Origin of the sequence: Enterobacter sp. NFIX59, assembly GCF_900113755.1 — a bacterium.
Classification (GTDB): Bacteria; Pseudomonadota; Gammaproteobacteria; order Enterobacterales; family Enterobacteriaceae; genus Enterobacter; species Enterobacter pseudoroggenkampii.
This window is the reverse complement of record NZ_FOQN01000005.1, coordinates 182,404-206,882: the sequence shown is the minus strand read 5'-3', so window position 1 is coordinate 206,882 and position 24,479 is coordinate 182,404. Positions and strand designations below refer to the sequence as shown.

28 protein-coding genes are annotated in these 24,479 nt (G+C 57.5%); 26 read left to right on the top strand and 2 right to left on the bottom strand.

The genetic code is table 11. The features are described from left to right. Window positions 1–100: 100 nt before the first annotated feature. From eutS to eutR, 17 genes are all read left to right on the top strand, one after another. Window positions 101–436, top strand: a complete 336-nt coding sequence (gene eutS, locus BM007_RS17600; protein ID WP_024907587.1) for an ethanolamine utilization microcompartment protein EutS — start codon at window positions 101–103, stop codon at window positions 434–436. Between the two features lie 12 nt (window positions 437–448). Continuing rightward, complete coding sequence (gene eutP, locus BM007_RS17595; RefSeq protein WP_032646741.1) at window positions 449–928, top strand: ethanolamine utilization acetate kinase EutP; 480 nt, start codon at window positions 449–451, stop codon at window positions 926–928. Beyond that, the gene (gene eutQ, locus BM007_RS17590) at window positions 906–1,610 is read left to right on the top strand and encodes an ethanolamine utilization acetate kinase EutQ (protein WP_024907589.1); all 705 of its coding nucleotides are present in this window, start codon (window positions 906–908) and stop codon (window positions 1,608–1,610) included. The genes eutP and eutQ overlap by 23 nt, the downstream gene beginning before the upstream one ends. A gap of 9 nt (window positions 1,611–1,619) precedes the next feature. Further along, entirely contained in the window at window positions 1,620–2,423 is an 804-nt protein-coding gene (gene eutT / locus BM007_RS17585; protein WP_061714675.1) for an ethanolamine utilization cob(I)yrinic acid a,c-diamide adenosyltransferase EutT, read from the top strand. Next, window positions 2,420–3,436, top strand: coding sequence for a phosphate acetyltransferase (gene pta, locus BM007_RS17580; protein WP_090420090.1), 1,017 nt, complete (start codon window positions 2,420–2,422; stop codon window positions 3,434–3,436). The genes eutT and pta overlap by 4 nt, the downstream gene beginning before the upstream one ends. A gap of 40 nt (window positions 3,437–3,476) precedes the next feature. Further along, window positions 3,477–3,770, top strand: coding sequence for an ethanolamine utilization microcompartment protein EutM (eutM, locus tag BM007_RS17575; RefSeq protein ID WP_003835054.1), 294 nt, complete (start codon window positions 3,477–3,479; stop codon window positions 3,768–3,770). A 114-nt stretch (window positions 3,771–3,884) separates the two neighbouring features. Further along, window positions 3,885–4,172, top strand: coding sequence for an ethanolamine utilization microcompartment protein EutN (eutN, locus tag BM007_RS17570; protein WP_090420087.1), 288 nt, complete (start codon window positions 3,885–3,887; stop codon window positions 4,170–4,172). Between the two features lie 11 nt (window positions 4,173–4,183). Beyond that, window positions 4,184–5,587, top strand: coding sequence for an aldehyde dehydrogenase family protein (locus BM007_RS17565; RefSeq protein WP_024907593.1), 1,404 nt, complete (start codon window positions 4,184–4,186; stop codon window positions 5,585–5,587). A gap of 12 nt (window positions 5,588–5,599) precedes the next feature. Next, on the top strand, window positions 5,600–6,439 hold the full coding sequence (eutJ, locus tag BM007_RS17560; protein ID WP_090420084.1) for an ethanolamine utilization protein EutJ: 840 nt from the start codon (window positions 5,600–5,602) through the stop codon (window positions 6,437–6,439). Next, window positions 6,429–7,616: an ethanolamine utilization ethanol dehydrogenase EutG gene (eutG, locus tag BM007_RS17555; RefSeq protein ID WP_024907595.1), complete on the top strand. Its 1,188-nt coding sequence runs from the start codon at window positions 6,429–6,431 to the stop codon at window positions 7,614–7,616. Before eutJ ends, eutG begins: the two co-directional genes overlap by 11 nt. Before the next feature lie 27 nt (window positions 7,617–7,643). Beyond that, window positions 7,644–8,876, top strand: coding sequence for an ethanolamine utilization protein EutH (gene eutH, locus BM007_RS17550; protein WP_032646725.1), 1,233 nt, complete (start codon window positions 7,644–7,646; stop codon window positions 8,874–8,876). Further along, window positions 8,873–10,276: an ethanolamine ammonia-lyase reactivating factor EutA gene (gene eutA, locus BM007_RS17545; RefSeq protein WP_090420082.1), complete on the top strand. Its 1,404-nt coding sequence runs from the start codon at window positions 8,873–8,875 to the stop codon at window positions 10,274–10,276. Before eutH ends, eutA begins: the two co-directional genes overlap by 4 nt. 11 nt (window positions 10,277–10,287) lie before the next feature. After that, window positions 10,288–11,649, top strand: coding sequence for an ethanolamine ammonia-lyase subunit alpha (gene eutB, locus BM007_RS17540; protein ID WP_003038029.1), 1,362 nt, complete (start codon window positions 10,288–10,290; stop codon window positions 11,647–11,649). A 20-nt stretch (window positions 11,650–11,669) separates the two neighbouring features. Beyond that, window positions 11,670–12,566, top strand: a complete 897-nt coding sequence (eutC, locus tag BM007_RS17535; RefSeq protein ID WP_024907598.1) for an ethanolamine ammonia-lyase subunit EutC — start codon at window positions 11,670–11,672, stop codon at window positions 12,564–12,566. A 9-nt stretch (window positions 12,567–12,575) separates the two neighbouring features. Then, window positions 12,576–13,235 carry an ethanolamine utilization microcompartment protein EutL gene (gene eutL, locus BM007_RS17530; RefSeq protein ID WP_024907599.1) on the top strand — a complete coding sequence of 220 codons (660 nt, stop codon included), beginning with the start codon at window positions 12,576–12,578 and terminating at the stop codon, window positions 13,233–13,235. A gap of 11 nt (window positions 13,236–13,246) precedes the next feature. Beyond that, on the top strand, window positions 13,247–13,777 hold the full coding sequence (gene eutK / locus BM007_RS17525; RefSeq protein WP_090420079.1) for an ethanolamine utilization microcompartment protein EutK: 531 nt from the start codon (window positions 13,247–13,249) through the stop codon (window positions 13,775–13,777). Window positions 13,778–13,825: 48 nt separating this feature from the next. Next, window positions 13,826–14,878, top strand: coding sequence for an HTH-type transcriptional regulator EutR (gene eutR, locus BM007_RS17520; RefSeq protein WP_090420076.1), 1,053 nt, complete (start codon window positions 13,826–13,828; stop codon window positions 14,876–14,878). 108 nt (window positions 14,879–14,986) lie between these two features. On the opposite strand, the gene hemF is transcribed toward eutR, so the two are convergent. Then, window positions 14,987–15,886 carry an oxygen-dependent coproporphyrinogen oxidase gene (gene hemF / locus BM007_RS17515; RefSeq protein WP_032646715.1) on the bottom strand — a complete coding sequence of 300 codons (900 nt, stop codon included), beginning with the start codon at window positions 15,884–15,886 and terminating at the stop codon, window positions 14,987–14,989. Beyond that, window positions 15,886–16,761 carry an N-acetylmuramoyl-L-alanine amidase AmiA gene (gene amiA, locus BM007_RS17510; protein ID WP_024907603.1) on the bottom strand — a complete coding sequence of 292 codons (876 nt, stop codon included), beginning with the start codon at window positions 16,759–16,761 and terminating at the stop codon, window positions 15,886–15,888. The genes hemF and amiA overlap by 1 nt, the downstream gene beginning before the upstream one ends. Window positions 16,762–16,973: 212 nt before the next feature. On the opposite strand from amiA, the gene BM007_RS17505 reads away from it, so the two are divergent. The 9 genes from BM007_RS17505 to cysM all read left to right on the top strand — a co-directional run bounded on the left by BM007_RS17505 (window position 16,974) and on the right by cysM (window position 24,474). Further along, window positions 16,974–17,399 (top strand): GNAT family acetyltransferase, encoded by a 426-nt coding sequence (locus BM007_RS17505; protein WP_024907604.1) that lies wholly within the window; start codon window positions 16,974–16,976, stop codon window positions 17,397–17,399. Further along, entirely contained in the window at window positions 17,386–17,835 is a 450-nt protein-coding gene (locus BM007_RS17500) for a DUF2919 domain-containing protein (RefSeq protein WP_090420073.1), read from the top strand. Before BM007_RS17505 ends, BM007_RS17500 begins: the two co-directional genes overlap by 14 nt. Before the next feature lie 63 nt (window positions 17,836–17,898). Next, entirely contained in the window at window positions 17,899–18,474 is a 576-nt protein-coding gene (locus BM007_RS17495) for an RpoE-regulated lipoprotein (RefSeq protein ID WP_032659315.1), read from the top strand. A 92-nt stretch (window positions 18,475–18,566) separates the two neighbouring features. Next, window positions 18,567–19,466, top strand: a complete 900-nt coding sequence (locus BM007_RS17490; RefSeq protein WP_023332959.1) for a Dyp-type peroxidase — start codon at window positions 18,567–18,569, stop codon at window positions 19,464–19,466. 173 nt (window positions 19,467–19,639) lie between these two features. Continuing rightward, a complete protein-coding gene (locus BM007_RS17485) occupies window positions 19,640–20,653 on the top strand; it encodes a sulfate ABC transporter substrate-binding protein (RefSeq protein ID WP_032646709.1) in 1,014 nt (337 codons plus the stop codon). Next, a complete protein-coding gene (gene cysT, locus BM007_RS17480) occupies window positions 20,653–21,486 on the top strand; it encodes a sulfate/thiosulfate ABC transporter permease CysT (RefSeq protein ID WP_004123378.1) in 834 nt (277 codons plus the stop codon). Before BM007_RS17485 ends, cysT begins: the two co-directional genes overlap by 1 nt. Beyond that, window positions 21,486–22,361 (top strand): sulfate/thiosulfate ABC transporter permease CysW, encoded by an 876-nt coding sequence (gene cysW, locus BM007_RS17475; protein WP_090420070.1) that lies wholly within the window; start codon window positions 21,486–21,488, stop codon window positions 22,359–22,361. The genes cysT and cysW overlap by 1 nt, the downstream gene beginning before the upstream one ends. Then, a complete protein-coding gene (gene cysA / locus BM007_RS17470) occupies window positions 22,351–23,445 on the top strand; it encodes a sulfate/thiosulfate ABC transporter ATP-binding protein CysA (RefSeq protein ID WP_008501607.1) in 1,095 nt (364 codons plus the stop codon). Before cysW ends, cysA begins: the two co-directional genes overlap by 11 nt. A 117-nt stretch (window positions 23,446–23,562) precedes the next feature. Further along, on the top strand, window positions 23,563–24,474 hold the full coding sequence (gene cysM / locus BM007_RS17465) for a cysteine synthase CysM (protein WP_061714682.1): 912 nt from the start codon (window positions 23,563–23,565) through the stop codon (window positions 24,472–24,474). The last annotated feature ends 5 nt before the right edge of the window (window positions 24,475–24,479 follow it).

Here is a 24,479-nt window from a genome sequence, read left to right as displayed (position 1 = left end):
AGTGATCCACTTCACCTTTTAAACCTGGTTGCCGAATTTTGTTATTTGCTCTGACAAAAAATTGCCACGATGAGGGCAGTTTTAGAGGAGGCGGTGAGCAATGGAAAAAGAACGCATTATCCAGGAATTTGTGCCGGGGAAACAGGTCACGCTGGCGCATCTCATTGCGCACCCCGGAGAGGAACTGGCGAAAAAGATCGGCGTTCCCGAAGCCGGTGCCATCGGCATCATGACGCTGACGCCAGGGGAAACGGCGATGATTGCCGGTGACTTAGCCCTGAAGGCGGCAGATGTACATATCGGTTTTCTCGATCGATTCAGCGGTGCGCTGGTTATCTACGGCTCGGTAGGCGCGGTAGAAGAAGCGTTATTACAGACGGTAAGTGGTCTGGGCCGGTTATTAAATTTCACATTGTGCAATCTGACAAAAAGTTAATCTGAGGCGGCGATGAAACGTATTGCGTTTGTCGGTACGGTGGGGGCGGGGAAAACGACGCTCTTTAATGCGCTACAGGGAAATTATTCCCTCGCCAGAAAAACACAGGCCGTGGAGTTTAATGAGAATGGCGATATCGATACGCCAGGGGAATATTTTAGCCATCCTCGCTGGTATCACGCCTTAATTACTACGCTGCAGGATGTCGATACGTTGATTTATATACATGCGGCAAATGATAAAGAAAGTCGCTTACCTGCCGGACTGCTGGATATTGGCGCAAGTAAACGACAAATCGCCGTTATCAGCAAAACGGACCTGCCGGATGCCGACGTCGCCGCAACGCAACAACTTCTTTGCGGGATGGGGTTTCAGGAGCCGATTTTTGAGCTCAATAGCCATGACCCGCGCAGCGTGCAGCATCTGGTGGATTATCTGACTGAGCTCAGCCAAAAGGAGGAAAGGGCAGGTGAAAAAACTCATCACAGCTAACGATATTCGTGCGGCCCACGCACGCGGTGAACAGGAAATGTCAGTTGTTCTGCGCGCCAGCATCATCACCCCGGAGGCGCGCGAAGTTGCGGAGCTGCTGGGCGTCACCATCAGCGAATGCGATGAATCCACGCCATGCGCAGCCGCTGCTAAACCGGCTGCGGTGATTGATGGCAAAACGGAAAACCAACGCATTCGCGAAACCATCATTGCACAGTTACCGGAAGGACAGTTTACCGAAAGCCTGGTTGCCCAACTGATGGACAAAGTCATGAAGGAGAAACAGTCGCTGGAGCAGGGCGGAATGCAGCCGAGCTTTAACTCGGTGACTGGCAAAGGCGGCGTCAAAGTCATCGACGGCAGTAGCGTGAAGTTTGGTCGTTTTGACGGCGCACAGCCGCACTGTGTGGGGTTAACCGATCTGGTGACCGACCAGGACGGCAGCAGTATGGCCGCCGGGTTCATGCAGTGGGATAACGCCTTTTTCCCATGGACGCTGAACTACGACGAAATCGACATGATTCTGGAAGGTGAGCTGCACGTTCGTCACGAAGGTGAAACCATGATTGCTAAAGCCGGGGACGTGATGTTTATCCCGAAAGGCTCCAGCATCGAATTTGGTACGCCCTCGACGGTGAAGTTTCTGTATGTGGCCTGGCCTGCGAACTGGCAGTCCTGCTAAGGCGGATGTATGAAGGATTTCATTACCGAAGCATGGCTCAGAGCGAATCATACGCTCAGCGAAGGGGCTGAAATTCATCTCCCCGCTGATGCTCGCCTGACGCCTTCTGCCCGGGAATTACTGGAAAGCCGACATCTGCGCATTAAGTTTATCGACGAGCAGGGCAGCCTGTTTATTGCTGACGAAGACCAGCAGCCGCAGCCGGTGCATGGGTTAACCAGCAGCGATACGCATCCACAGGCCAGCTGCGAACTGTGTCATCAACCGGTGGCGAAGAAACCTGACACGCTGACGCATCTGACGGCGAACAAGATGGTTGCCAAAAGTGATCCGCGCCTGGGATTTCGCGCCGCGCTGGACAGCACCATCGCGCTGGCCGTGTGGTTGCAGATAGAGCTTGGGCAACCGTGGCAGCCGTGGCTTTCGGATATCCGTTCGCGCCTGGGCAACATTATGCGCGCCGATGCGATGGGCGAGTTGCTGGGAGCACAAGCTATCGTCGGCTTAAGTGACGACGATTTACACCGCCTTTCGCATCAGCCGCTGCGCTATCTGGACCACGACCATCTGGTGCCTGAAGCCAGTCACGGACATGATTGCGCGCTGCTTAATCTGCTGCGTACCAAAGTCCGTGAAACGGAGACGGTGGCGGCCCAGGTTTTCATCACCCGTAGTTTTGAAGTCATGCGACCGGACATCATGCAGGCGCTCAACCGCCTTTCCAGTACGGTCTACGTCATGATGATTCTGAGCGTTGCGAAGCACCCGCTGACGGTTAGCCAAATTCAACAGCGACTGGGGGAGAAACCATGATCATTGAACGTGCTCGTCAACTCTCCCACCGCTCACCTGCACGGGTGGTGTTTCCGGATGCGTTGGATGTTCGGGTACTGAAGGCGGCAAATTATCTGCATCAGCACCGTCTGGCGCGTCCCATTCTCGTCGCCAGTCCGTTTGCGCTGCGCCAGTTTGCTCTCAGCCACCGGGTGGGGATGGATGGCATTCAGGTTATCGATCCGCAAAGCAACCTGCCAATGCGTGAAGAGTTTGCGCTGCGCTGGTTGGCCCGCGCGGGAGATAAAACGCCTGCGGATGCCCGGGAAAAACTCAACGATCCGCTGATGTTCGCCGCGGCAATGGTCAGCGCGGGTAAAGCTGACGTCTGTATTGCGGGCAATCTATCGTCGACGGCAAACGTGCTGCGCGCCGGTTTGCGCATTATTGGGCTACAGCCAGGCTGTAAAACGCTGTCGTCAATTTTCCTGATGCTGCCACAGTATCTCGGGCCGTCATTAGGGTTTGCCGATTGCAGCGTCGTGCCGCAGCCCACCGCCGCACAGCTGGCGGATATTGCGATTGCCAGCGCGCAGACATGGCAGGGGATCACGGGGGAAGAGCCGCGCGTGGCCATGCTGTCGTTTTCAAGTAATGGCAGCGCTCGCCATCCCAACGTCGCTAACGTGCAGCAGGCGACGGAGATTGTTCGTGAGCGTGCCCCGCAGCTTATCGTGGATGGCGAACTGCAATTTGATGCCGCTTTTGTTCCGGAAGTCGCCGCGCAAAAAGCGCCCGCCAGTCCGTTAAAGGGCAATGCCAACGTGATGGTTTTCCCGTCGCTGGAGGCAGGCAATATTGGCTACAAAATTGCCCAGCGTTTGGGAGGGTATCGCGCCGTTGGCCCCTTGATTCAGGGGCTTGCCGCACCGCTTCACGACCTCTCTCGCGGCTGTAGCGTACAGGAAATTATCGAACTGGCGTTGGTGGCCGCTGTGCCGCGCCAGACTGACGTGAGTCGTGAAAACGCCTCGCACACACTGGTTGTATAAGGTCCCGTTCTGGACCCCTTTGACTTAAGAGGAAAGCAAAATGGAAGCATTAGGAATGATTGAAACCCGGGGCCTGGTTGCACTGATTGAGGCTTCTGACGCAATGGTTAAAGCGGCACGTGTGAAACTGGTTGGCGTGAAGCAGATCGGTGGCGGTCTGGTCACTGCTATGGTCCGCGGTGACGTAGCGGCATGTAAAGCGGCAACAGACGCAGGTGCTGCGGCTGCACAGCGTATTGGCGAGCTGGTTTCCGTACACGTGATCCCGCGTCCACATGGCGATCTGGAAGAAGTGTTCCCGATTAGCTTTAAAGGCGACAGCAACGACATGTAAGTCGTCCATGTGACGCCACAAATTTCATTGCTGGCGTCACCCTCTCTCCTTTTCACATTACCTTCTGCGGAGGGTAGGGGGAGGTTTTACCTGAAATATGCCACGGAGGCGCGTATGAAACTGGCAATCGTCACAGGACAAATTGTTTGTACCGTACGCCATCAGGGGCTCGCGCACGACAAGTTGCTGATGGTGGAAATGATTGATGCCCAGGGTAATCCCGACGGCCAGTGCTCTGTTGCTATCGACAGCATCGGAGCGGGAACCGGGGAGTGGGTGCTGCTGGTCAGCGGCAGCTCAGCCCGTCAGGCGCACCGTCACGAATCATCACCTGTCGATCTGTGCGTGATTGGCATCGTCGATGAAGTGGTGGCTGGTGGCCAGGTGATCTTCCATAAATAAGGCAGAAAATCATGAATCAACAGGATATTGAACAGGTCGTGAAAGCGGTGCTGCTGAAAATGAAAGACAGCAGCCAGCCCGTCAGTGCCGTTCAAGAAATGGGCGTTTTTGCCTCCCTGGATGACGCAGTGACGGCAGCAAAACTGGCCCAGCAGGGGTTGAAAAGCGTCGCCATGCGTCAGTTGGCTATCGCGGCTCTTCGCGAGGCGGGCGAAAAGCACGCCAGAGAATTAGCGGAACTTGCCGTCACAGAAACCGGCATGGGACGCGTTGACGATAAATTTGCCAAAAACGTGGCGCAGGCACGCGGTACGCCGGGGGTGGAATGCTTGTCTCCACAGGTCCTGACCGGCGATAACGGTCTGACGCTGATTGAAAATGCGCCGTGGGGCGTGGTGGCCTCGGTGACGCCGTCTACCAACCCTGCCGCAACTGTTATCAACAACGCCATCAGCCTGATTGCCGCTGGCAACAGCGTGGTCTTCGCCCCGCATCCTGCGGCAAAAAAAGTCTCTCAGCGCGCCATTACGCTGCTTAACCAGGCGATTGTTGCCGCAGGCGGCCCGGCAAACCTGCTGGTGACCGTTGCCAATCCGGATATCGAAACCGCCCAGCGCCTGTTCAAGTACCCAGGCATCGGCCTGCTGGTGGTGACCGGCGGTGAAGCCGTAGTGGATGCTGCGCGTAAGCACACCAACAAGCGTCTGATTGCCGCCGGTGCGGGTAACCCGCCGGTGGTGGTGGATGAAACGGCCGACCTGGCCCGCGCGGCGCAGTCGATCGTCAAAGGCGCATCGTTTGATAACAACATCATCTGCGCCGATGAAAAAGTCCTGATCGTCGTGGATAGCGTTGCCGACGAACTGATGCGCCTGATGGAAAGCCAGCATGCGGTGAAACTGACAGCGGCTCAGGCCGAACAGCTGCAACCTGTGCTGCTGAAAAATATCGATGAGCGCGGTAAAGGCACGGTCAGTCGTGACTGGGTAGGCCGCGATGCAGGAAAAATCGCGGCGACGATTGGTCTGACCGTACCAGAGCAAACGCGGCTGTTATTCGTCGAAACCTCAGCGACGCATCCGTTTGCCGTCACCGAATTGATGATGCCGGTGCTGCCTGTCGTGCGGGTCGCCAGCGTCGATGAGGCCATTGAACTGGCGGTCAAGCTTGAAGGCGGCTGTCACCATACGGCGGCGATGCATTCGCGCAATATCGACAACATGAACCGCATGGCAAACGCCATTGATACCAGCATTTTCGTCAAGAACGGACCGTGTATTGCGGGGCTTGGGCTCGGCGGCGAAGGCTGGACCACGATGACCATTACCACACCAACCGGGGAAGGGGTGACCAGCGCGCGCACGTTTGTGCGTCTGCGTCGCTGTGTGTTGGTGGACGCCTTCAGAATTGTATAAGGAGTAAAAGGGATGGCGCACGACGAACAGCGTTGGCTGACACCCAGGCTGCTAAAAGCGGCAGCGCTATGTAACCAGACGCCTGCTGCGAGCGATTCGCCGCTGTGGCTGGGCGTTGATTTGGGAACGTGTGATGTGGTGTCGATGGTTGTCGACAGTGACGGACTGCCGGTTGCGGTTTACCTGGACTGGGCCGATGTCGTGCGCGATGGCATCGTCTGGGATTTCTTCGGCGCGGTGACCCTCGTTCGTCGCCATCTCGATACGCTCGAACAACAGCTGGGTTGCCGCTTTACCCATGCAGCAACCTCGTTTCCACCGGGAACGGACCGGCGCATTTCGATCAACGTGCTGGAGTCTGCCGGACTTGAAGTGAGTCATGTGCTCGACGAACCGACCGCGGTGGCGGACCTGTTGCAGCTCGATAACGCTGGCGTGGTGGATATCGGGGGCGGTACCACCGGGATTGCCATTGTTAAACAGGGCAAAGTGATCTATTCCGCCGATGAAGCGACCGGCGGGCACCATATTTCTCTGACGCTCGCCGGGAACCGTCGCATCCATTTGGAGGAAGCCGAGCAGTACAAGCGCAGCAATGGCAAAGAAATCTGGCCAGTGGTTAAGCCGGTCTACGAAAAGATGGCGGAAATCGTGGCTCACCATATAGCCGGACAGGGCGTCGCTGACTTGTGGCTGGCCGGTGGCTCCTGTATGCAGCCGGGCGTTGATGAACTGTTCCGTAAGCGTTTCCCGAAGCTGCAGGTGCATTTACCCCAGCACAGCCTGTTTATGACTCCGCTGGCGATTGCAAATAGCGGAAAAGAAAAAGCGGAAGGAATCTATGCAAGCTGAATTGCAGACCGCGCTCTTTCAGGCATTCGATACCCTGAATCTGCAACGCGTAAAAACGTTTAGCGTTCCACCGGTTACGTTATGTGGACTGGGAGCGCTGAGTACCTGTGGGCAGGAAGCAAAAGCGCGCGGACTGACGCATATGTTCGTCATGGTTGATCGTTTCCTGCATCAGGCGGGGATGACCGCTGCACTGGAGCGCAGCCTGGCGATGAAAGGCGTGGCGATGACGCTGTGGCCATGTCCGGCGGGCGAACCGTGCATTACGGACGTCTGCGCGGCGGTCGCGCAATTGCGTGAATCTAAGTGCGATAGCGTTGTGGCCTTCGGCGGCGGTTCCGTACTGGATGCCGCAAAGGCAGTCGCGTTGCTGGTGACCAACCCCACGCAGACGCTGGCTGACATGACGGAGCACAGCGTGTTGCGTGCGCGTCTGCCGCTGATTGCGGTGCCAACTACCGCCGGAACAGGCTCAGAAACCACTAACGTCACGGTGATTATCGACGCCGCGACAGGACTTAAACAAGTGCTGGCCCACGCACTGCTGATGCCGGATGTGGCGATCCTTGACGCCGCGCTGACGGAAGGTGTGCCCGCACACGTCACGGCGATGACCGGGATCGATGCGCTGACGCACGCCGTTGAAGCATATAGCGCGCTGAACGCGACGCCGTTTACCGACAGCCTGGCGATTGGCGCGATTGCGATGATCGGTAAATCGCTGCCAAAGGCCGTCGGCTACGGTCAGGATCTGGCGGCGCGGGAAAGCATGCTGCTGGCGTCCTGCATGGCGGGAATGGCGTTTTCCAGCGCGGGACTGGGCTTGTGTCATGCGATGGCGCACCAGCCAGGCGCTGCGCTGCATATCCCGCACGGACAGGCTAATGCCATGCTGCTGCCCACGGTAATGGGGTTCAACCGCATGGTGTGTCGTGAGCGCTTCAGCCATATCGGACGGGCGTTAACCAACAAAAAGTCGGACGATCGCGATGCCATCAACGCCGTCAGCGAGCTGATTAGTGAAGTGGGCCAGACAAAACGACTCTCTGACGTTGGGGCAAAGCCCGAGCATTACAGCGCATGGGCGCATGCCGCGCTGGAGGATATTTGTATTCGCAGTAACCCACGCACCGCCACGCAGGCCGACATTATCGCGTTGTATGCGACGGCACAATAAATACACATATGACAGGGAGTGAAGGTTATGGGAATTAACGAAATCATCATGTACATCATGATGTTCTTTATGCTGATTGCCGCCGTGGACAGGATCCTGTCGCAGTTCGGCGGTTCGGCGCGCTTCCTCGGTAAGTTCGGTAAGAGTATTGAGGGTTCTGGCGGCCAGTTTGAAGAAGGTTTCATGGCGATGGGCGCGCTGGGCCTGGCAATGGTCGGTATGACCGCGCTGGCACCCGTACTGGCGCATGTGCTTGGGCCGGTGATTATTCCGCTGTACGAAATGCTGGGCGCAAACCCGTCGATGTTTGCCGGAACGCTGCTGGCGTGCGATATGGGCGGCTTCTTCCTGGCGAAAGAACTGGCGGGCGGCGACGTTGCGGCGTGGCTGTACTCTGGCCTGATCCTCGGAGCGATGATGGGGCCGACGCTGGTCTTCTCCATTCCGGTTGCGCTGGGAATTATTGAACCGTCCGATCGTCGTTATCTGGCGCTGGGCGTGCTGGCCGGTATTGTCACCATTCCAGTTGGCTGTATTGCGGGTGGTTTGGTCGCGATGTACTCCGGCGTCGAAATCAATGGTCAGCCGGTGGAGTTCACCTTTGCGCTGATCCTGATGAACATGATCCCGGTGCTGATCGTGGCCGTGCTGGTGGCGCTGGGATTGAAATTCATCCCGGAAAAAATGATCAACGGCTTCCAGATCTTCGCGAAATTCCTCGTGGCGCTGATCACCCTCGGCCTGGCGGCTGCGGTGATCAAATTCCTGCTCGGCTGGGAGCTGATTCCGGGTCTTGATCCTATCTTCATGGCACCGGGAGACAGGCCGGGTGAAGTGATGCGCGCCATCGAAGTTATCGGTTCTATCTCCTGTGTGCTGCTGGGCGCCTACCCGATGGTGCTGCTGTTGACCCGCTGGTTTGAAAAACCGCTGATGAGCGTCGGCAACCTGTTAAACGTTAATAACATTGCGGCTGCGGGGATGGTCGCGACGCTGGCGAACAACATCCCGATGTTCGGCATGATGAAGAATATGGATACCCGCGGCAAAGTGATCAACTGCGCCTTTGCGGTCTCTGCGGCCTTTGCTCTGGGGGACCACTTAGGCTTCGCCGCTGCCAACATGAACGCGATGATCTTCCCAATGATTGTCGGCAAGTTGATCGGCGGTGTGACGGCGATTGGCGTGGCTATGCTGTTAGTACCGAAAGACGAAGATGTTCCGGCACCAGCAGACACTCATCCGGAGGCGCAATCGTGAATATTCGCCAGCTACTCAGCATCGGTATCGATATCGGCACCACCACCACTCAGGTGATCTTCTCGCGCCTTGAGCTGGTCAACCGTGCGGCAGTGTCGCAGGTGCCGCGCTACGAATTCATCAAACGCGAAATTAGCTGGCAAAGCCCGGTGTTTTTTACCCCGGTTGATAAGCAGGGCGGGTTGAAAGAGGCCGAACTTAAGGCGCTGATCCTCGCCCAGTATCAGGCGGCGGGCATCAAGCCTGAGGCCGTCGATTCCGGTGCGATCATCATTACCGGAGAAAGCGCCAAAACCCGCAACGCACGACCCGCAGTGATGGCGCTCTCCCAGTCGCTGGGGGACTTTGTGGTTGCCAGCGCCGGTCCGCATCTGGAATCGGTGATTGCCGGTCAAGGCGCGGGAGTGCAAACCCTGTCCGAGCAAAAAATGTGCCGGGTACTGAATATCGACATCGGCGGCGGGACGTCGAACTACGTCCTGTTCGATGCCGGAAAGGTCAGCGGTTCGGCCTGCCTGAACGTTGGTGGAAGGCTTCTGGAAACGGACGGGCAGGGGCGAGTGGTGCACGCGCATCAACCGGGGCAGATGATTGTTGATGACGTATTTGGTCCTGGCTTTGACGCCCGAGCCCTCAATGCGGGGCAGCTTGTTCAGGTGGCCAGACGGATGGCGGCGCTGATTGTGGAGGTGATTGACGGCACGCTTTCACCGCTGGCGCAGGCGATGATGCAAACCGGTTTACTGCCTGCGGGTGTGAAACCGGATGTGATTACGCTTTCAGGGGGAGTGGGCGAATGCTACCGCAACCAACCTGCCGATCCGTTCTGTTTTTCCGATATCGGGCCGCTTCTTGCTACGGCGCTGCATGAACATCCGCGTCTGCGTGAGATGAACGTGCAGTTCCCGGCGCAGACCGTGCGTGCCACGGTGATTGGTGCCGGTGCGCATACGCTGTCGCTTTCGGGCAGCACTATCTGGCTGGAAGGCGTGGCGCTTCCGCTGCGCAATCTGCCGGTGGCGATTCCGGTTGATGAGGCTGATCTGGTTGCCGCCTGGCAGCAAGCGCTGATGCAACTCGATCTGGATCCGCAAACGGACGCCTACGTGCTGGCGCTGCCCGGTTCGCTGCCGGTGCGCTACGCCGCGCTATTAACGGTGATTGATGCGCTGCTGGCCTTTGTCGCGCGCTATCCGAATCCGCATCCCCTGCTGGTGGTAGCCGAGCAGGATTTTGGTAAAGCCCTGGGCATGCTGTTACGCCCACAGTTACAGCAACACCCGCTGGCGGTCATCGATGAGGTGGTTGTCCGGGCGGGGGACTATATCGACATTGGTACGCCTCTTTTTGGCGGATCGGTTGTGCCGATGACGGTGAAATCACTCGCATTTCCTTCCTGAGGGAACGACTTATGAAACTAAAGACCACATTGTTCGGCAATGTTTATCAGTTTAAGGATGTGAAAGAGGTGCTGGCAAAAGCCAACGAACTGCGTTCGGGGGATGTGCTGGCAGGGGTAGCTGCAACCAGTTCGCAGGAGCGCGTGGCGGCCAAGCAGGTGCTGTCAGAAATGACGGTGGCGGATATCCGCAATAACCCGGTGATTTCCTATGAAGAGGACTGCGTCACGCGTCTGATTCAGGATGACGTCAACGAAACGGCCTATAACCGCATCAAAAACTGGAGCATCAGCGAACTGCGCGAGTACGTGCTGAGCGATGAAACCTCCGTTGATGACATTGCGTTTACGCGTAAAGGGTTAACGTCGGAAGTGGTCGCCGCGGTAGCAAAAATCTGCTCTAACGCGGACCTGATCTACGGCGGTAAGAAAATGCCGGTGATCAAAAAGGCCAACACCACTATTGGTCTGCCTGGCACTTTCAGCTGTCGTTTACAGCCGAACGACACCCGTGATGACGTGCAGAGTATTGCGGCACAAATCTACGAGGGACTCTCCTTCGGTGCGGGCGATGCGGTAATTGGCGTAAACCCGGTGACGGATGATGTGGAAAACTTAAGCCGCGTACTGGATACCGTGTACGGCGTTATCGATAAATTCAACATCCCGACCCAGGGCTGCGTACTGGCACACGTTACCACCCAGATCGAAGCGATCCGTCGCGGCGCGCCGGGCGGGCTGATTTTCCAGAGTATCTGCGGCAGCGAGAAAGGCTTAAAAGAGTTCGGCGTTGAGCTGGCGATGCTGGATGAAGCACGCGCAGTGGGCGCGGAGTTTAACCGCATCGCCGGTGAAAACTGCCTGTACTTCGAAACCGGACAAGGGTCTGCGCTCTCCGCAGGCGCTAACTTCGGTGCCGATCAGGTGACGATGGAAGCGCGTAACTACGGGCTGGCGCGTCACTACGATCCGTTTCTGGTGAACACCGTGGTGGGCTTTATCGGGCCGGAGTATCTGTACAACGATCGTCAGATTATTCGCGCGGGTCTGGAAGATCACTTTATGGGCAAGCTGAGTGGCATCTCAATGGGCTGCGACTGCTGCTACACCAACCATGCTGATGCTGACCAGAACCTCAACGAAAACCTGATGATTCTGCTCGCCACCGCTGGCTGCAACTACATCATGGGCATGCCGCTCGGTGACGACATCATGCTCAACTATCAGACCACCGCCTTTCACGATACCGCCACCGTCCGTCAGTTGCTGAATTTACGGCCGTCGCCGGAGTTTGAACGCTGGCTGGAAACCATGGGCATTATGGCAAACGGTCGCCTGACCAAACGGGCGGGCGATCCGTCACTGTTCTTCTGATGACGCGGGGATGACACACGATGGATCAAAAACAGATTGAAGAAATTGTACGCAGCGTTATGGCGTCAATGGGAGAGTCGCAGCCGCAGGCGCAAGCGTCGTCACCTGAAGAGAAATGTAGCACCGCGCAGTGTGCTGCACCAACGGGTGAAAGCTGTGCAATGGATTTAGGCTCAGCCGAGGCCAAAGCGTGGATTGGCGTTGAGAACCCGCATCGCGCAGAGGTGTTGACCGAGCTGCGTCGCAGCACCGCCGCGCGTGTATGTACCGGCCGTGCCGGTCCACGCCCGCGCACTCAGGCGCTGCTGCGTTTCCTGGCCGATCACTCGCGTTCAAAAGACACGGTGTTGAAAGAAGTGCCCGAAGAGTGGGTAAAAGCCCAGGGGCTGCTGGAAGTACGCTCGGAAATCAGTGACAAAAACCTGTACCTGACGCGCCCGGATCTGGGGCGTCGTCTGAGTGCGGAAGCCATTGAAGCGCTGAAATCACAGTGTGTAATGAACCCGGATGTGCAGGTGATTATCTCTGATGGCCTGTCTACCGACGCCATCACCGCCAACTACGAAGAGATCCTGCCGCCGCTGTTGTCGGGCTTAAAACAGGCTGGATTGAAGGTTGGGACACCGTTCTTTGTTCGCTATGGTCGCGTGAAAATCGAAGATCAGATCGGCGAACTGCTTGGTGCGAAAGCGGTGATCCTGCTGGTTGGGGAACGTCCGGGCCTTGGCCAGTCTGAAAGCCTTTCCTGCTATGCCGTCTATTCGCCGCGCGTGGCGACGACCGTTGAAGCTGACCGTACCTGTATCTCGAATATTCACCAGGGCGGTACGCCACCGGTTGAAGCGGCGGCGGTGATTGTGGATTTGGCCAGGCGCATGCTGGAGCAAAAAGCATCCGGCATCAATATGACCCGTTAAGGAGGCATCATGCCAGCATTAGATTTGATTAGACCTTCAGTCACCGCAATGCGCGTGATTGCCTCGGTAAATGACGGTTTTGCCCGTGAACTTAAATTACCGCCACATATACGTAGCCTTGGACTCATCACAGCAGATTCTGATGACGTGGCGTATATTGCCGCAGACGAAGCGACAAAACAGGCAATGGTCGAAGTGGTTTATGGCCGCTCGCTGTATGCCGGCGCGGCGCACAGCCCCTCTCCAACCTCGGGCGAAGTGCTGATTATGCTCGGAGGGCCAAACCCGGCCGAAGTTCGCGCAGGTCTGGACGCGATGGTGGCCAATATTGAAAGCGGTGCGGCTTTCCAGTGGGCAAATGACGCAGAAGATACCGCTTTCCTGGCGCATGTGGTTTCGCGTACCGGGTCGTATCTCTCGGCGACCGCAGGATGCCGACCTGGCGATCCGATGGCGTATCTGGTGGCGCCGCCGCTGGAGGCGACGTTGGGTATTGATGCTGCGCTGAAATCTGCCGATGTGCAGATTGTCACCTATGTGCCGCCACCGTCAGAAACCAACTATTCGGCCGCGTTTTTGACCGGTAGCCAGGCCGCCTGTAAAGCCGCCTGTAACGCCTTTGCTGATGCCGTGCTGGATATTGCCCGTAATCCAGTCCAGCGCGCGTAAGAGAGGTAGTGATGATCAATGCACTGGGATTACTGGAAGTGGATGGCATGGTGGCTGCCGTCGACGCGGCAGATGCCATGTTGAAAGCCGCTAACGTGCGTCTGCTGAGCCACGAAGTGCTCGATCCTGGCCGGCTGACGCTGGTGGTGGAAGGCGATCTGGCTGCGTGCCGCGCAGCGCTGGATGCCGGCAGCGCTGCCGCAGCGCGTACAGGCCGTGTTATCAGCCGTAAGGAAATAGGCCGGCCGGACGATGACACCCAGTGGCTGATCGGCGGTTTTACGCGCCAGCCGAAGAAACCAGAACAGAAGCCAGAAGTGAAAACAGAGGTAAATCCGCAGAAGACGCAGGATGCCCCGTTGACGTCTGAATCCTCTGAGCAACTTCTGACGCTGTTGGCATCGGTCCGTCAAGGAATGACGGCAGGGGAAGTGGCTGCCCACTTTGGCTGGTCACTGGATGAAGCCAGAAAGGCGCTGGAACAGCTCTTTTCTCACGGAGCGTTGCGTAAACGCAGTAGTCGCTATCGCTTAAAAAATTAACCTGTCGGAGGGCCGGGGGCTTCGTGGAGGCTTCCGGCTTAAAAGATCATGAAAAAGACCCGAACTGCAAACCTGCACCATCTTTATCATGAAGCATTACCCGAAGACGTTAAACTTACGCCGAAAGTGGAGGTGGACAACGTTCATCAGCGGCGCACAACGGATGTGTATGAGCATGCGCTGACGATTACCGCCTGGCAGCAAATCTACGACCAGCTGCATCCGGGAAAATTTCATGGCGAGTTCACGGAAATCCTGCTCGACGATATTCAGGTTTTCCGTGAATACACCGGACTGGCGCTGCGTCAGTCATGTCTTGTCTGGCCGAACTCGTTCTGGTTTGGTATTCCGGCCACGCGCGGCGAACAGGGATTTATCGGCACCCAGTGTCTGGGTAACGCTGAAATTGCCACCCGCCCGGGCGGGACGGAGTTTGAACTGAGTACGCCAGATGATTACACCATTCTGGGCGTCGTTATTTCGGAAGAGGCGATTGCCCGTCAGGCCAACTTCCTGCATAACCCGGAAAGGGTGATGCATATGCTGCGTAACCAGTCGGCGCTGGAAGTGAAAGAACAACACAAAGCTGCTCTATGGGGCTTTGTGCAGCAGGCGCTGGCGACATTTAGCGAGAATCCGGTAAACCTCCATCAACCTGCGGTACGCAAAGTGCTGGGCGATAACCTGCTGCTGGCGATGGGCACAATGCTGGAAGAAGCGCAGCCGATAATCACGGCCGAGAGTATCAGCCATCAGAGCTATCGTCGCCTGCTGTCGCGTGCGCGCGAATATGTGCTGGAAAATATGTCAGAGCCGCTGACCGTACTTGACCTGTGTAATCAGTTGCACGTCAGCCGTCGGACGCTGCAAAACGCCTTTCATACGATACTCGGAATTGGTCCGAATGCCTGGTTAAAACGTATTCGTCTGAACGCCGTGCGTCGCGAGCTGATAAGCCCGTGGTCGCAAAGCGTGACGGTAAAAGACGCCGCCATGCAGTGGGGATTCTGGCATCTGGGGCAGTTTGCCACTGACTATCAGCAATTGTTTGCGGAGAAACCGTCGTTGACGCTGCATCAGCGTATGCGCCAGTGGGCGTGATGACATTATTGTGCCGGATACGACGCTTTGCGCCTTATCCAGCCTGCGGGGCGGTGCCTCAGTCGTTGCAGGCCTGATAAGGCGCTAGCCGTCATCAGGTCAGGTAAACTACACCCAGTCGCGGATCTGAATAAACTCGCTAAGGGCAGCTTCCGGGCTGTTCGCTTCCGGCTGCCAGTCATATTCCCAGCGCACCAGCGGCGGCATCGACATTAAAATCGACTCCGTGCGCCCGCCGGTCTGCAGGCCGAACAGCGTCCCACGATCCCACACCAGATTAAATTCCACGTAGCGCCCCCGACGGTAGAGCTGGAACTCACGTTCGCGCACGCCATAGTTGGTGTTTTTACGGCGTTCGACAATCGGCAGGTACGCGTCGGTATAGCCTTCACCCACCGCGCGCATAAAGCTGAACGCGGTATCAAAATCCGGCGTGTTGAGATCGTCAAAGAACAGCCCGCCGATGCCGCGCTGCTCGTCGCGGTGCTTCAGGTAAAAGTAGTCGTCGCACCACTTTTTAAATTTCGGATAGACGTCTTCGCCAAACGGCAGGCAAAGATCCCGCGCGGTGGTGTGCCAGTGCACGGCATCCTCTTCGAAGCCGTAATAGGGCGTTAAGTCGAAACCGCCGCCGAACCACCAGACCGGGTCGGCGCCCGGTTTTTCCGCAATGAAAAAGCGCACGTTGGCGTGGCTGGTCGGCACAAACGGGTTGTGCGGATGCACCACCAGCGAGACGCCCATCGCCTCGAAGCTGCGGCCTGCGAGCTCGGGACGATGTGCCGTCGCAGACGCAGGCATGGCGTCGCCGTGAACGTGGGAAAAATTCACGCCCGCCTGTTCGAAGATGCCGCCGTTTCGCAGCACGCGGCTGCGCCCACCGCCTCCGGCCTCGCGCTGCCAGGTATCTTCCTGAAATTCACCGCCGTCTGCGGCGGCCAGTTTCTGGCAGATTTCATCCTGCAGCTGCAGCAGGAAGGTTTTGACCAGTTGAGCATCGGGTTTCATTAACGTTTCCTGGAGTGCGCTTTTTGGTTATCGAACCAGTTGAAGTAACTGATAATGCCGGAGGCGATGGCGTTGGCGATCTTCTGACGAAACGCCGTGGTGCCGAGGAGTCGCTCCTCTTCCGGGTTGGTAATGAAGGAGGTTTCCACCAGCACGGACGGGATGGACGGTGATTTCAGGACCACGAACGCCGCCTGCTCGGTGCCTTTACTGTGCAGACGATGCACTGGCTTAATCTTCTTCAGAATATGCGAGCCGAGCGTCAGGCTGTTTTTGATCGTATCCGTCTGCACGAGGTCGAACAGCACCTGCTGTAGCAGGTGGTCTTTGTCAGTGGCTTTCTTCCCGGCGACTTCATCCGCCCGGTTTTCGCGGTCGGAGAGGTATTTCGCCATGGCGCTACTGGCGCCACGGTTGGAAAGTGCAAACACCGAGGCACCAGCCGCAGAAGGGTTGGTAAAGCCGTCGGCGTGGATCGACATAAACAGATCCGCACCGTGCTGGTGGGCGATCTCTACGCGGTCATACAGCGGAATAAAGGTATCGCCAGAGCGCGTCAGACGGGCGTCAATGCCGTTACTGCGTAAAATTGCGCGCACATTTTTTGCAATTGCCAGCACGACGTGTTTTTCTTTCGACCCGTTTTTGCCGATGGCGCCGGTATCAATACCGCCGTGCCCTGGGTCGAGCATCACCAGACGCTTCGCGCCCGGCTTTTTGGCTTTCGGTTTGCTGTGTCCGTTACTGGTTTTGAGCGTGCTCTCGTCTTTCGCCTGAGCCTGCTTTGCGATGCCCGTTAACGTTAAGGCCGCCAGCCCCGCTTTGAGAACCTGACGACGCGATGTGAGTGCTTTTAATGGTTTGAATGTGCTCATGCGGCCTGAATACTAAAAAATGGGGTCCTGGTGTTATATCGTATCGTGTTTCCCGTTACGACAGTCCATATTGAGAATTGTTTTACTTTTCATTTCAATACGTGACAAAGTGACATTATGCCAAATTTTGGCGAGATTTTCCCCGGTTATTGGCTAAAGGCGTGCTTCGCGCCATAATCACTGTTTTTAAACCCGAAAAGGCGGTTAATACCATGGAGATACGCGTTTTTCGCCAGGAAGATTTCGAAGAGGTGATCACCCTTTGGGAGCGCTGCGATCTGCTGCGTCCGTGGAACGATCCGGAAATGGATATCGAACGTAAGGTGAATCACGACGTCAGTCTGTTTCTGGTCGCGGAAGTTAATGGCGAGGTTGTGGGGACGGTAATGGGCGGTTACGACGGCCACCGCGGCTCGGCCTATTATCTGGGCGTTCACCCGGAATACCGTGGCCGCGGCATTGCCAATGCGCTGCTGAACCGACTCGAGAAGAAGCTGATCGCCCGCGGCTGCCCAAAGATCCAGATCATGGTGCGGGAAGATAACGACGTCGTGCTGGGCATGTATGAGCGTCTGGGCTACGAGCACGCTGACGTGCTGACTCTGGGCAAGCGTCTGATCGAAGATGAAGAGTACTGAGATCCATCCGGCAGACTATGACGCGCAGGGTCGTGTCAGGCTGCCCTTTTTATTCTGGTGCGTTCTGCTGCTACAGGCCCGGACCTGGGTGCTGTTTGTGATGGCCGCCGCGTCGCGTGGGCAGGGCGACACGCTGCTGAATCTCTTTTATCCCGATCACGACGCCTTCTGGCTCGGACTACTGCCGGGCGTACCGGCGGTGGTGGCGTTTTTGTGTAGCGGCCGGCGGCAGGCGATCCCGCGTTTGTGGCGCGCGCTTCGCGGGCTGCTGATCCTTGCCCAGATTGCGCTGCTCTTCTGGCAGCCGGTACTCTGGTGGTACGGTGAGCCGCTGACGGGCACCGGCGTTGCGCTGGTGGTTGCCGATATTGTGGCGCTGCTGTGGCTGCTGACAAACCCGCGTCTTCGCGCCTGTTTTGCGCCTCAGGATGATTAATCCGGCACTTTTTGCCGATGTCGCACTCCAACAAGCGTTGATTTAATTAGAAAGGACGTTTCAATGAAATCGCTGCGTTTACTTTTATGCGCTCTCCCGCTGGCGTTGACCGGCTGTTCGACGCTCTCCTCCATTAACTGGTCCGCCGCGTATCCGTGGAACTGGTTTGGCTCATCAACGGAAGTGACCGAGCAGGGCGTGGGGAAAATTACCGCCGCGACGGCGCTGGATCAGAATGCTATTCAGGATGCGCTCAGCAGCGATTACCGTCTGCGCAGCGGCATGAAAACGGAGAATGGCAATATTGTTCGCTATTACGAAGCGCTGAAGGGCGACAAGCTGGCGCTGGTGATCAACGGTGACAAAGGCACGGTAAACCGAATTGCGGTGATGGATGAAGATATTCCGACCGCTAGCGGCGTGAAAGTAGGGACCCCGTTTAGCGATCTTTATAAGCAGGCTTTTGGCAATTGCACCAGCGTGCCGTCTGACGACAAGGTCGCGGTGGAATGTAAGGCGGAAGGCAGCCAGCACATCAGCTATGTCTTCACCGGAACCTGGAGCGGACCGGAAGGACTGATGCCGTCTGACGACACGCTCAAGAGCTGGAAAGTGAGCAAAATACTCTGGAAGCAGTAATTTGCGCCTGAACAAACCGCCTCGCTGAAATCCGGGTATAATACCCGCCATCAATGCCACGCTGACGTGGCATCTTTATTTCAGGAGGAGCGATGTCTCAGGTTCAGAGTGGCATTTTGCCAGAACATTGCCGCGCGGCGATTTGGATTGAAGCCAATGTTAAAGGGGACGTGGATGCCCTGCGTGCGGCCAGTAAAGCGTTTGTTGATAAGCTGGCCACCTTCCAGGCCAAATTCCCGGAAGCCCACCTCGGCGCCGTTGTTGCCTTTGGCAATAACGTCTGGCGTCAGCTGAGCGGTGGCGAAGGGGCGGAAGAGCTGAAGGACTTCATCCCTTACGGCAAAGGTCTGGCACCTGCGACCCAATATGATGTGCTGATCCACATTCTCTCCCTGCGTCACGACGTGAACTTTTCCGTTGCCCAGGCCGCTGTGGCGGCCTTTGGCGACAGCATTGAGGTGCAGGAAGAGGTTCACGGCTTCCGCTGGGTGGAAGAGCGCGATCTGAGCGGCTTCGTCGACGGGACGGAAAACCCGGCGGGTGAAGAGGTTCGTCGCGACGTGGCGGTGATTAAAGACGGCGTGGACGCGGGCGGCAGCTACGTGTTCGTGCAGCGCTGGGAGCACAACCTCAAGCAGCTTAACCGTATGAGCGTGCACGACCAGGAGATGATGATTGGTCGTACTAAAGAAGCCAACGAAGAGATCGACGGCGACGACCGTCCCGTTACCTCTCACCTGACCCGCGTTGACCTCAAGGAAGACGGCAAAGGGCTGAAGATTGTTCGCCAGAGCCTGCCGTACGGTACCGCAAGCGGCACGCACGGCCTCTACTTCTGCGCCTACTGCGCGCGCCTGTATAACATTGAGCAGCAGCTGCTGAGCATGTTCGGCGATACCGACGGTAAGCGCGACGCCATGCTGCGCTTCACCAAACCGGTGACCGGCGGCTACTACTTTGCACCGTCCGTTGAGCGTCTGCTGGCGCTGTAATAGCCTTACTCCCTCTCCCTGTGGGAGAGGGCTGGGGTGAGGGCATCAGGCCGCACCCCTTATTCCCTTTTCTGCTTCTAAATCACCAAACGGTATATAAAACCGTTACTCCTTTCATCCCCGTTATAAATATTATGACTATAAGATAGTCATCACATTTATAAGGGTGCGCAATGGCCGTTACTGTACTAAAAAAAGGAACTCTGGCGCTGGCAGGTTTACTGCTGGTGGCACAGGCGCAGGCGACTGAACTGTTAAACAGTTCGTATGACGTCTCCCGCGAGCTGTTTGCCGCCCTTAACCCACCGTTCGAACAGCAGTGGGCGAAAGACAATAACGGCGATAAGCTGACCATCAAGCAGTCCCACGCCGGGTCGTCCAAGCAGGCGCTGGCGATTTTGCAGGGCCTGAAAGCGGATGTGGTGACCTACAATCAGGTCACTGACGTGCAGATCCTGCACGACAAAGGCAAGCTGCTTCCGGCGGACTGGCAGAGTCGTCTGCCGAACAACAGCTCGCCGTTCTACTCCACCATGGGCTTCCTGGTGCGTAAGGGCAACCCGAAGAATATCCACGACTGGAGCGACCTGGTCCGTTCCGACGTGAAGCTGATTTTCCCAAACCCAAAAACCTCCGGTAACGCGCGTTATACCTATTTAGCCGCGTGGGGCGCGGCGGACAAGGCTGACGGTAACGATAAAGCCAAAACCGAGCAGTTCATGACCCAGTTCCTGAAAAATGTCGAAGTGTTTGATACCGGCGGCCGCGGGGCGACCACGACCTTCGCAGAGCGCGGTCTCGGCGATGTGCTGATCAGCTTCGAGTCGGAAGTGAACAACATCCGCAAACAGTACGAAGCGCAGGGCTTCGAGGTCGTTATCCCGAAAACTAACATCCTGGCCGAGTTCCCGGTGGCGTGGGTGGATAAAAACGTGCAGGCAAACGGCACCGAGAAAGCGGCAAAAGCCTATCTCAACTACCTGTACAGCCCGCAGGCGCAGACCATCATTACCGATTACTACTACCGCGTGAACAACCCGGACGTGATGAACAAGCTGAAAGACAAATTCCCGCAGACCGCGCTGTTCCGCGTGGAAGATCATTTCGGCTCCTGGCCAGACGTGATGAAAACGCATTTTGCCAGCGGCGGTGAGTTAGACAAACTGCTGGCTGCGGGGCATAAGTAATGTTTGCAGTTTCGACAAAACGCGTGCTGCCGGGCTTTACCTTAAGCCTCGGGACCAGCCTGCTGTTCGTCTGCCTGATCCTGCTGTTGCCGCTCAGCGCGCTGGTGATGCAGCTTGCTCAGATGAGCTGGGCGCAGTACTGGGACGTGGTCACCAACCCGCAGGTGGTGGCGGCCTATAAGGTGACCCTGCTATCGGCGTTTGTCGCCTCCATTTTTAACGGCGTGTTTGGCCTGCTGATGGCGTGGATCTTAACCCGCTATCGCTTCCCGGGCCGCACGCTGCTTGACGCCCTGATGGATCTGCCGTTTGCGCTGCCGACGGCGGTGGCGGGCTTAACCCTCGCGTCGCTCTTCTCCGTGAACGGGCTGTACGGCGAGTGGCTGGCGAAATTTGACATCAAGGTGACCTATACCTGGCTCGGTATCGCGGTGGCGATGGCCTTTACCAGCATCCCATTTGTGGTCCGTACCGTGCAGCCGGTGCTGGAAGAACTGGGTCCGGAATACGAAGAAGCGGCGGAAACGCTGGGCGCCACGCGCTGGCAGAGCTTCCGCAAGGTGGTGCTGCCGGAGCTCTCTCCGGCGCTGATGGCGGGCGTCGCGCTGTCGTTTACCCGCAGCCTCGGCGAGTTCGGCGCCGTGATTTTTATCGCCGGGAACATCGCCTGGAAAACGGAAGTCACTTCGCTGATGATTTTCATCCGTTTGCAGGAGTTTGATTATCCGGCGGCGAGCGCAATTGCCTCGGTGATCCTGGCGGCCTCGCTGCTGCTGCTGTACTCGATTAACACTCTGCAAAGTCGCTTTGGTCGACGTGTGGTAGGTCACTGATGGCGGAAGTTACGCAATTGAAGCGATACGATGCACCCCGCATCAACTGGGGTAAATGGTTTCTGATTGGGGCGGGCGTACTGGTGTCCGCCCTCATTCTCGTCGTGCCGACGATTTATATCTTCGTTCAGGCGTTCAGCAAGGGTCTGATGCCCGCGCTGGAAAACCTGGCGAACCCGGATATGCTGCACGCCATCTGGCTGACCGTGCTGATTGCCCTGATTACCGTTCCGGTGAACCTGGTGTTCGGTACCCTGCTGGCGTGGCTGGTAACGCGCTTTAACTTCCCGGGACGTCAGCTGCTGCTTACCCTGCTGGATATTCCGTTTGCCGTGTCGCCGGTGGTGGCGGGCCTGGTATACCTGCTCTTTTACGGCTCCAACGGCCCGCTGGGCGGCTGGCTGGATGCGAATAACCTGCAGATCATGTTCGCCTGGCCAGGCATGGTGCTGGTTACCATCTTCGTGACCTGTCCATTTGTGGTGCGCGAGCTGGTGCCGGTGATGTTAAGCCAGGGGAGCAACGAAGACGAAGCGGCGGTGCTGCTGGGGGCTTCGGGCTGGCAGATGTTCCGCCGCGTGACGCTGCCGAACATTCGCTGGGCGCTGCTTTACGGCGTGGTGCTGACCAACGCCCGCGCGATTGGTGAGTTCGGTGCCGTTTCCGTTGTTTCCGGTTCCATTCGCGGTGAAACCCTGTCGCTACCGCTACAGATTGAACTGCTGCAGCAGGACTACAACACCATCGGCGCGTTTACTGCCGCAGCGTTGCTGACGCTGATGGCCATTTTGACCCTGTTTTTGAAGAGTGTGGTGCAGTGGCGTTTAGAAAATCAGGAAAAACGTCAGCATCAGGAGGGAAATCATGAGCATTGAGATTGCCAATATTAAGAAGTCTTTTGGTCGCACCCAGGTGCTGAATGATATCTCGCTGGATATCCCTTCCGGACAAATGGTGGCGCTGCTGGGGCCGTCTGGCTCGGGTAAAACTACGCTGCTGCGTATTATCGCCGGGCTTGAGCATCAGACCAGCGGGCATATCCGCTTTCACGGCACCGACGTGAGCCGCCTGCATGCCCGCGATCGTAAAGTAGGTTTTGTGTTCCAGCATTACGCGCTGTTCCGCCACATGACCGTGTTCGACAACATCGCGTTTGGCCTGACCGTGCTGCCGCGTCGCGAGCGCCCGGATGCAGCAACCATTAAGGCGAAGGTGACCAAACTGCTGGAGATGGTGCAGCTGGCTCATCTGGCGGATCGTTTCCCGGCCCAGCTGTCCGGCGGGCAGAAACAGCGCGTGGCGCTGGCGCGTGCGCTGGCCGTTGAGCCGCAAATTCTGCTGCTGGATGAACCTTTCGGCGCGCTGGATGCACAGGTGCGTAAAGAGCTGCGCCGCTGGCTGCGTCAGCTCCATGAAGAGCTGAAATTCACCAGCGTCTTCGTGACCCATGACCAGGAAGAGGCGATGGAAGTCGCGGATCGCGTGGTGGTCATGAGCCAGGGCAACATTGAGCAGGTTGACGAGCCGGAGCAGCTCTGGCGCGAACCGGCGACCCGCTTCGTGCTGGAGTTTATGGGCGAGGTAAACCGTCTTCAGGGTACTATTCGCGGTGGGCAGTTCCACGTGGGCGCGCACCGCTGGCCGCTGGGCTATACCTCCGCGCATCAGGGACCGGTCGATCTGTTCCTGCGTCCGTGGGAAGTGGACGTGAGCCGCCGAACCAGCCTGGATTCACCGCTGCCGGTGCAGGTGCTGGAAGCTAGCCCTAAAGGTCACTACACCCAATTGGTGGTACAGCCCCTGGGCTGGTATACCGAGCCGCTGACCGTGGTCATGCGCGACGACGTGCCGCCGCACCGGGGAGAGCGCCTGTTTGTCGGTCTGCAGCACGCCCGTATCTATCACGGCAAGGAGCGCATCGAGACGCGCGAGGATATTGCTCTCGCGGAGTCAGCCTGATAGGTTATTAGGATGTTTATCGCCCGGTGGCACTGCGCTTACCGGGCCTACAGTTATCACTGCGTCTTGTAGGCCGGGATCGCTGCGCGCGCCCGGCTTTTTTATTGAGTAAAAAACGTGAATACACTCGAAAACACCATCGGCAACACGCCTCTGGTCAAGCTTCAGCGCATGGGGCCAGACAACGGCAGCGAAATCTGGGTCAAACTCGAAGGCAATAACCCGGCGGGGTCGGTGAAAGACCGCGCGGCGCTGTCGATGATTGTCCAGGCCGAAAAGCGCGGCGAGATTAAGCCGGGCGACGTGCTGATTGAAGCCACCAGCGGCAACACCGGTATCGCGCTGGCGATGATTGCGGCGCTGAAAGGCTATCGCATGAAGCTGCTGATGCCGGACAACATGAGCCAGGAGCGCCGCGCCGCGATGCGTGCCTACGGAGCCGAGCTGATTCTGGTGACCAAAGAGCAGGGGATGGAAGGCGCGCGCGACCTGGCGTTAGAAATGGCCGAGCGCGGCGAAGGTAAACTGCTCGATCAGTTTAATAACCCGGACAACCCGTACGCGCACTACACCACCACCGGCCCGGAAATCTGGCAGCAAACCGACGGGCGTATCACCCATTTTGTCTCCAGCATGGGTACCACCGGCACTATTACCGGGGTATCGCGCTTTCTGCGCGAGCAGGATAAAGCCGTCACCATTGTCGGCCTGCAGCCGGAAGAGGGGAGCAGCATTCCGGGCATTCGCCGCTGGCCTGCGGAGTATATGCCCGGCATCTTTAATGCGCAGCTTGTGGACCTGGTGCTGGATCTTCACCAGCGCGAGGCGGAAAATACCATGCGTGAGCTGGCCGTGCGCGAAGGCATCTTCTGCGGCGTCAGCTCGGGCGGCGCGGTAGCGGGTGCGATTCGGGTAGCAAAGGCAAATCCGGGCGCGGTGGTGGTGGCGATTATTTGCGATCGCGGCGATCGCTATCTGTCTACCGGCGTCTTTGGTGAAGAGAGTTATTCGCAGGGGGCGGGGATTTAAGCGTC

Bases quoted from the DNA above. Each gene is read 5' to 3' on its own strand.
- eutS (WP_024907587.1), top strand. From the start codon at position 101: ATGGAAAAAGAACGCATTATCCAGGAATTTGTGCCGGGGAAACAGGTC.
- eutP (WP_032646741.1), top strand. From the start codon at position 449: ATGAAACGTATTGCGTTTGTCGGTACGGTGGGGGCGGGGAAAACGACG.
- eutT (WP_061714675.1), top strand. From the start codon at position 1,620: ATGAAGGATTTCATTACCGAAGCATGGCTCAGAGCGAATCATACGCTC.
- pta (WP_090420090.1), top strand. From the start codon at position 2,420: ATGATCATTGAACGTGCTCGTCAACTCTCCCACCGCTCACCTGCACGG.
- eutM (WP_003835054.1), top strand. From the start codon at position 3,477: ATGGAAGCATTAGGAATGATTGAAACCCGGGGCCTGGTTGCACTGATT.
- eutN (WP_090420087.1), top strand. From the start codon at position 3,885: ATGAAACTGGCAATCGTCACAGGACAAATTGTTTGTACCGTACGCCAT.
- BM007_RS17565 (WP_024907593.1), top strand. From the start codon at position 4,184: ATGAATCAACAGGATATTGAACAGGTCGTGAAAGCGGTGCTGCTGAAA.
- eutJ (WP_090420084.1), top strand. From the start codon at position 5,600: ATGGCGCACGACGAACAGCGTTGGCTGACACCCAGGCTGCTAAAAGCG.
- eutG (WP_024907595.1), top strand. From the start codon at position 6,429: ATGCAAGCTGAATTGCAGACCGCGCTCTTTCAGGCATTCGATACCCTG.
- eutH (WP_032646725.1), top strand. From the start codon at position 7,644: ATGGGAATTAACGAAATCATCATGTACATCATGATGTTCTTTATGCTG.
- eutB (WP_003038029.1), top strand. From the start codon at position 10,288: ATGAAACTAAAGACCACATTGTTCGGCAATGTTTATCAGTTTAAGGAT.
- eutC (WP_024907598.1), top strand. From the start codon at position 11,670: ATGGATCAAAAACAGATTGAAGAAATTGTACGCAGCGTTATGGCGTCA.
- eutL (WP_024907599.1), top strand. From the start codon at position 12,576: ATGCCAGCATTAGATTTGATTAGACCTTCAGTCACCGCAATGCGCGTG.
- eutK (WP_090420079.1), top strand. From the start codon at position 13,247: ATGATCAATGCACTGGGATTACTGGAAGTGGATGGCATGGTGGCTGCC.
- eutR (WP_090420076.1), top strand. From the start codon at position 13,826: ATGAAAAAGACCCGAACTGCAAACCTGCACCATCTTTATCATGAAGCA.
- hemF (WP_032646715.1), bottom strand. From the start codon at position 15,886: ATGAAACCCGATGCTCAACTGGTCAAAACCTTCCTGCTGCAGCTGCAG.
- amiA (WP_024907603.1), bottom strand. From the start codon at position 16,761: ATGAGCACATTCAAACCATTAAAAGCACTCACATCGCGTCGTCAGGTT.
- BM007_RS17505 (WP_024907604.1), top strand. From the start codon at position 16,974: ATGGAGATACGCGTTTTTCGCCAGGAAGATTTCGAAGAGGTGATCACC.
- BM007_RS17500 (WP_090420073.1), top strand. From the start codon at position 17,386: ATGAAGAGTACTGAGATCCATCCGGCAGACTATGACGCGCAGGGTCGT.
- BM007_RS17495 (WP_032659315.1), top strand. From the start codon at position 17,899: ATGAAATCGCTGCGTTTACTTTTATGCGCTCTCCCGCTGGCGTTGACC.
- BM007_RS17490 (WP_023332959.1), top strand. From the start codon at position 18,567: ATGTCTCAGGTTCAGAGTGGCATTTTGCCAGAACATTGCCGCGCGGCG.
- BM007_RS17485 (WP_032646709.1), top strand. From the start codon at position 19,640: ATGGCCGTTACTGTACTAAAAAAAGGAACTCTGGCGCTGGCAGGTTTA.
- cysT (WP_004123378.1), top strand. From the start codon at position 20,653: ATGTTTGCAGTTTCGACAAAACGCGTGCTGCCGGGCTTTACCTTAAGC.
- cysW (WP_090420070.1), top strand. From the start codon at position 21,486: ATGGCGGAAGTTACGCAATTGAAGCGATACGATGCACCCCGCATCAAC.
- cysA (WP_008501607.1), top strand. From the start codon at position 22,351: ATGAGCATTGAGATTGCCAATATTAAGAAGTCTTTTGGTCGCACCCAG.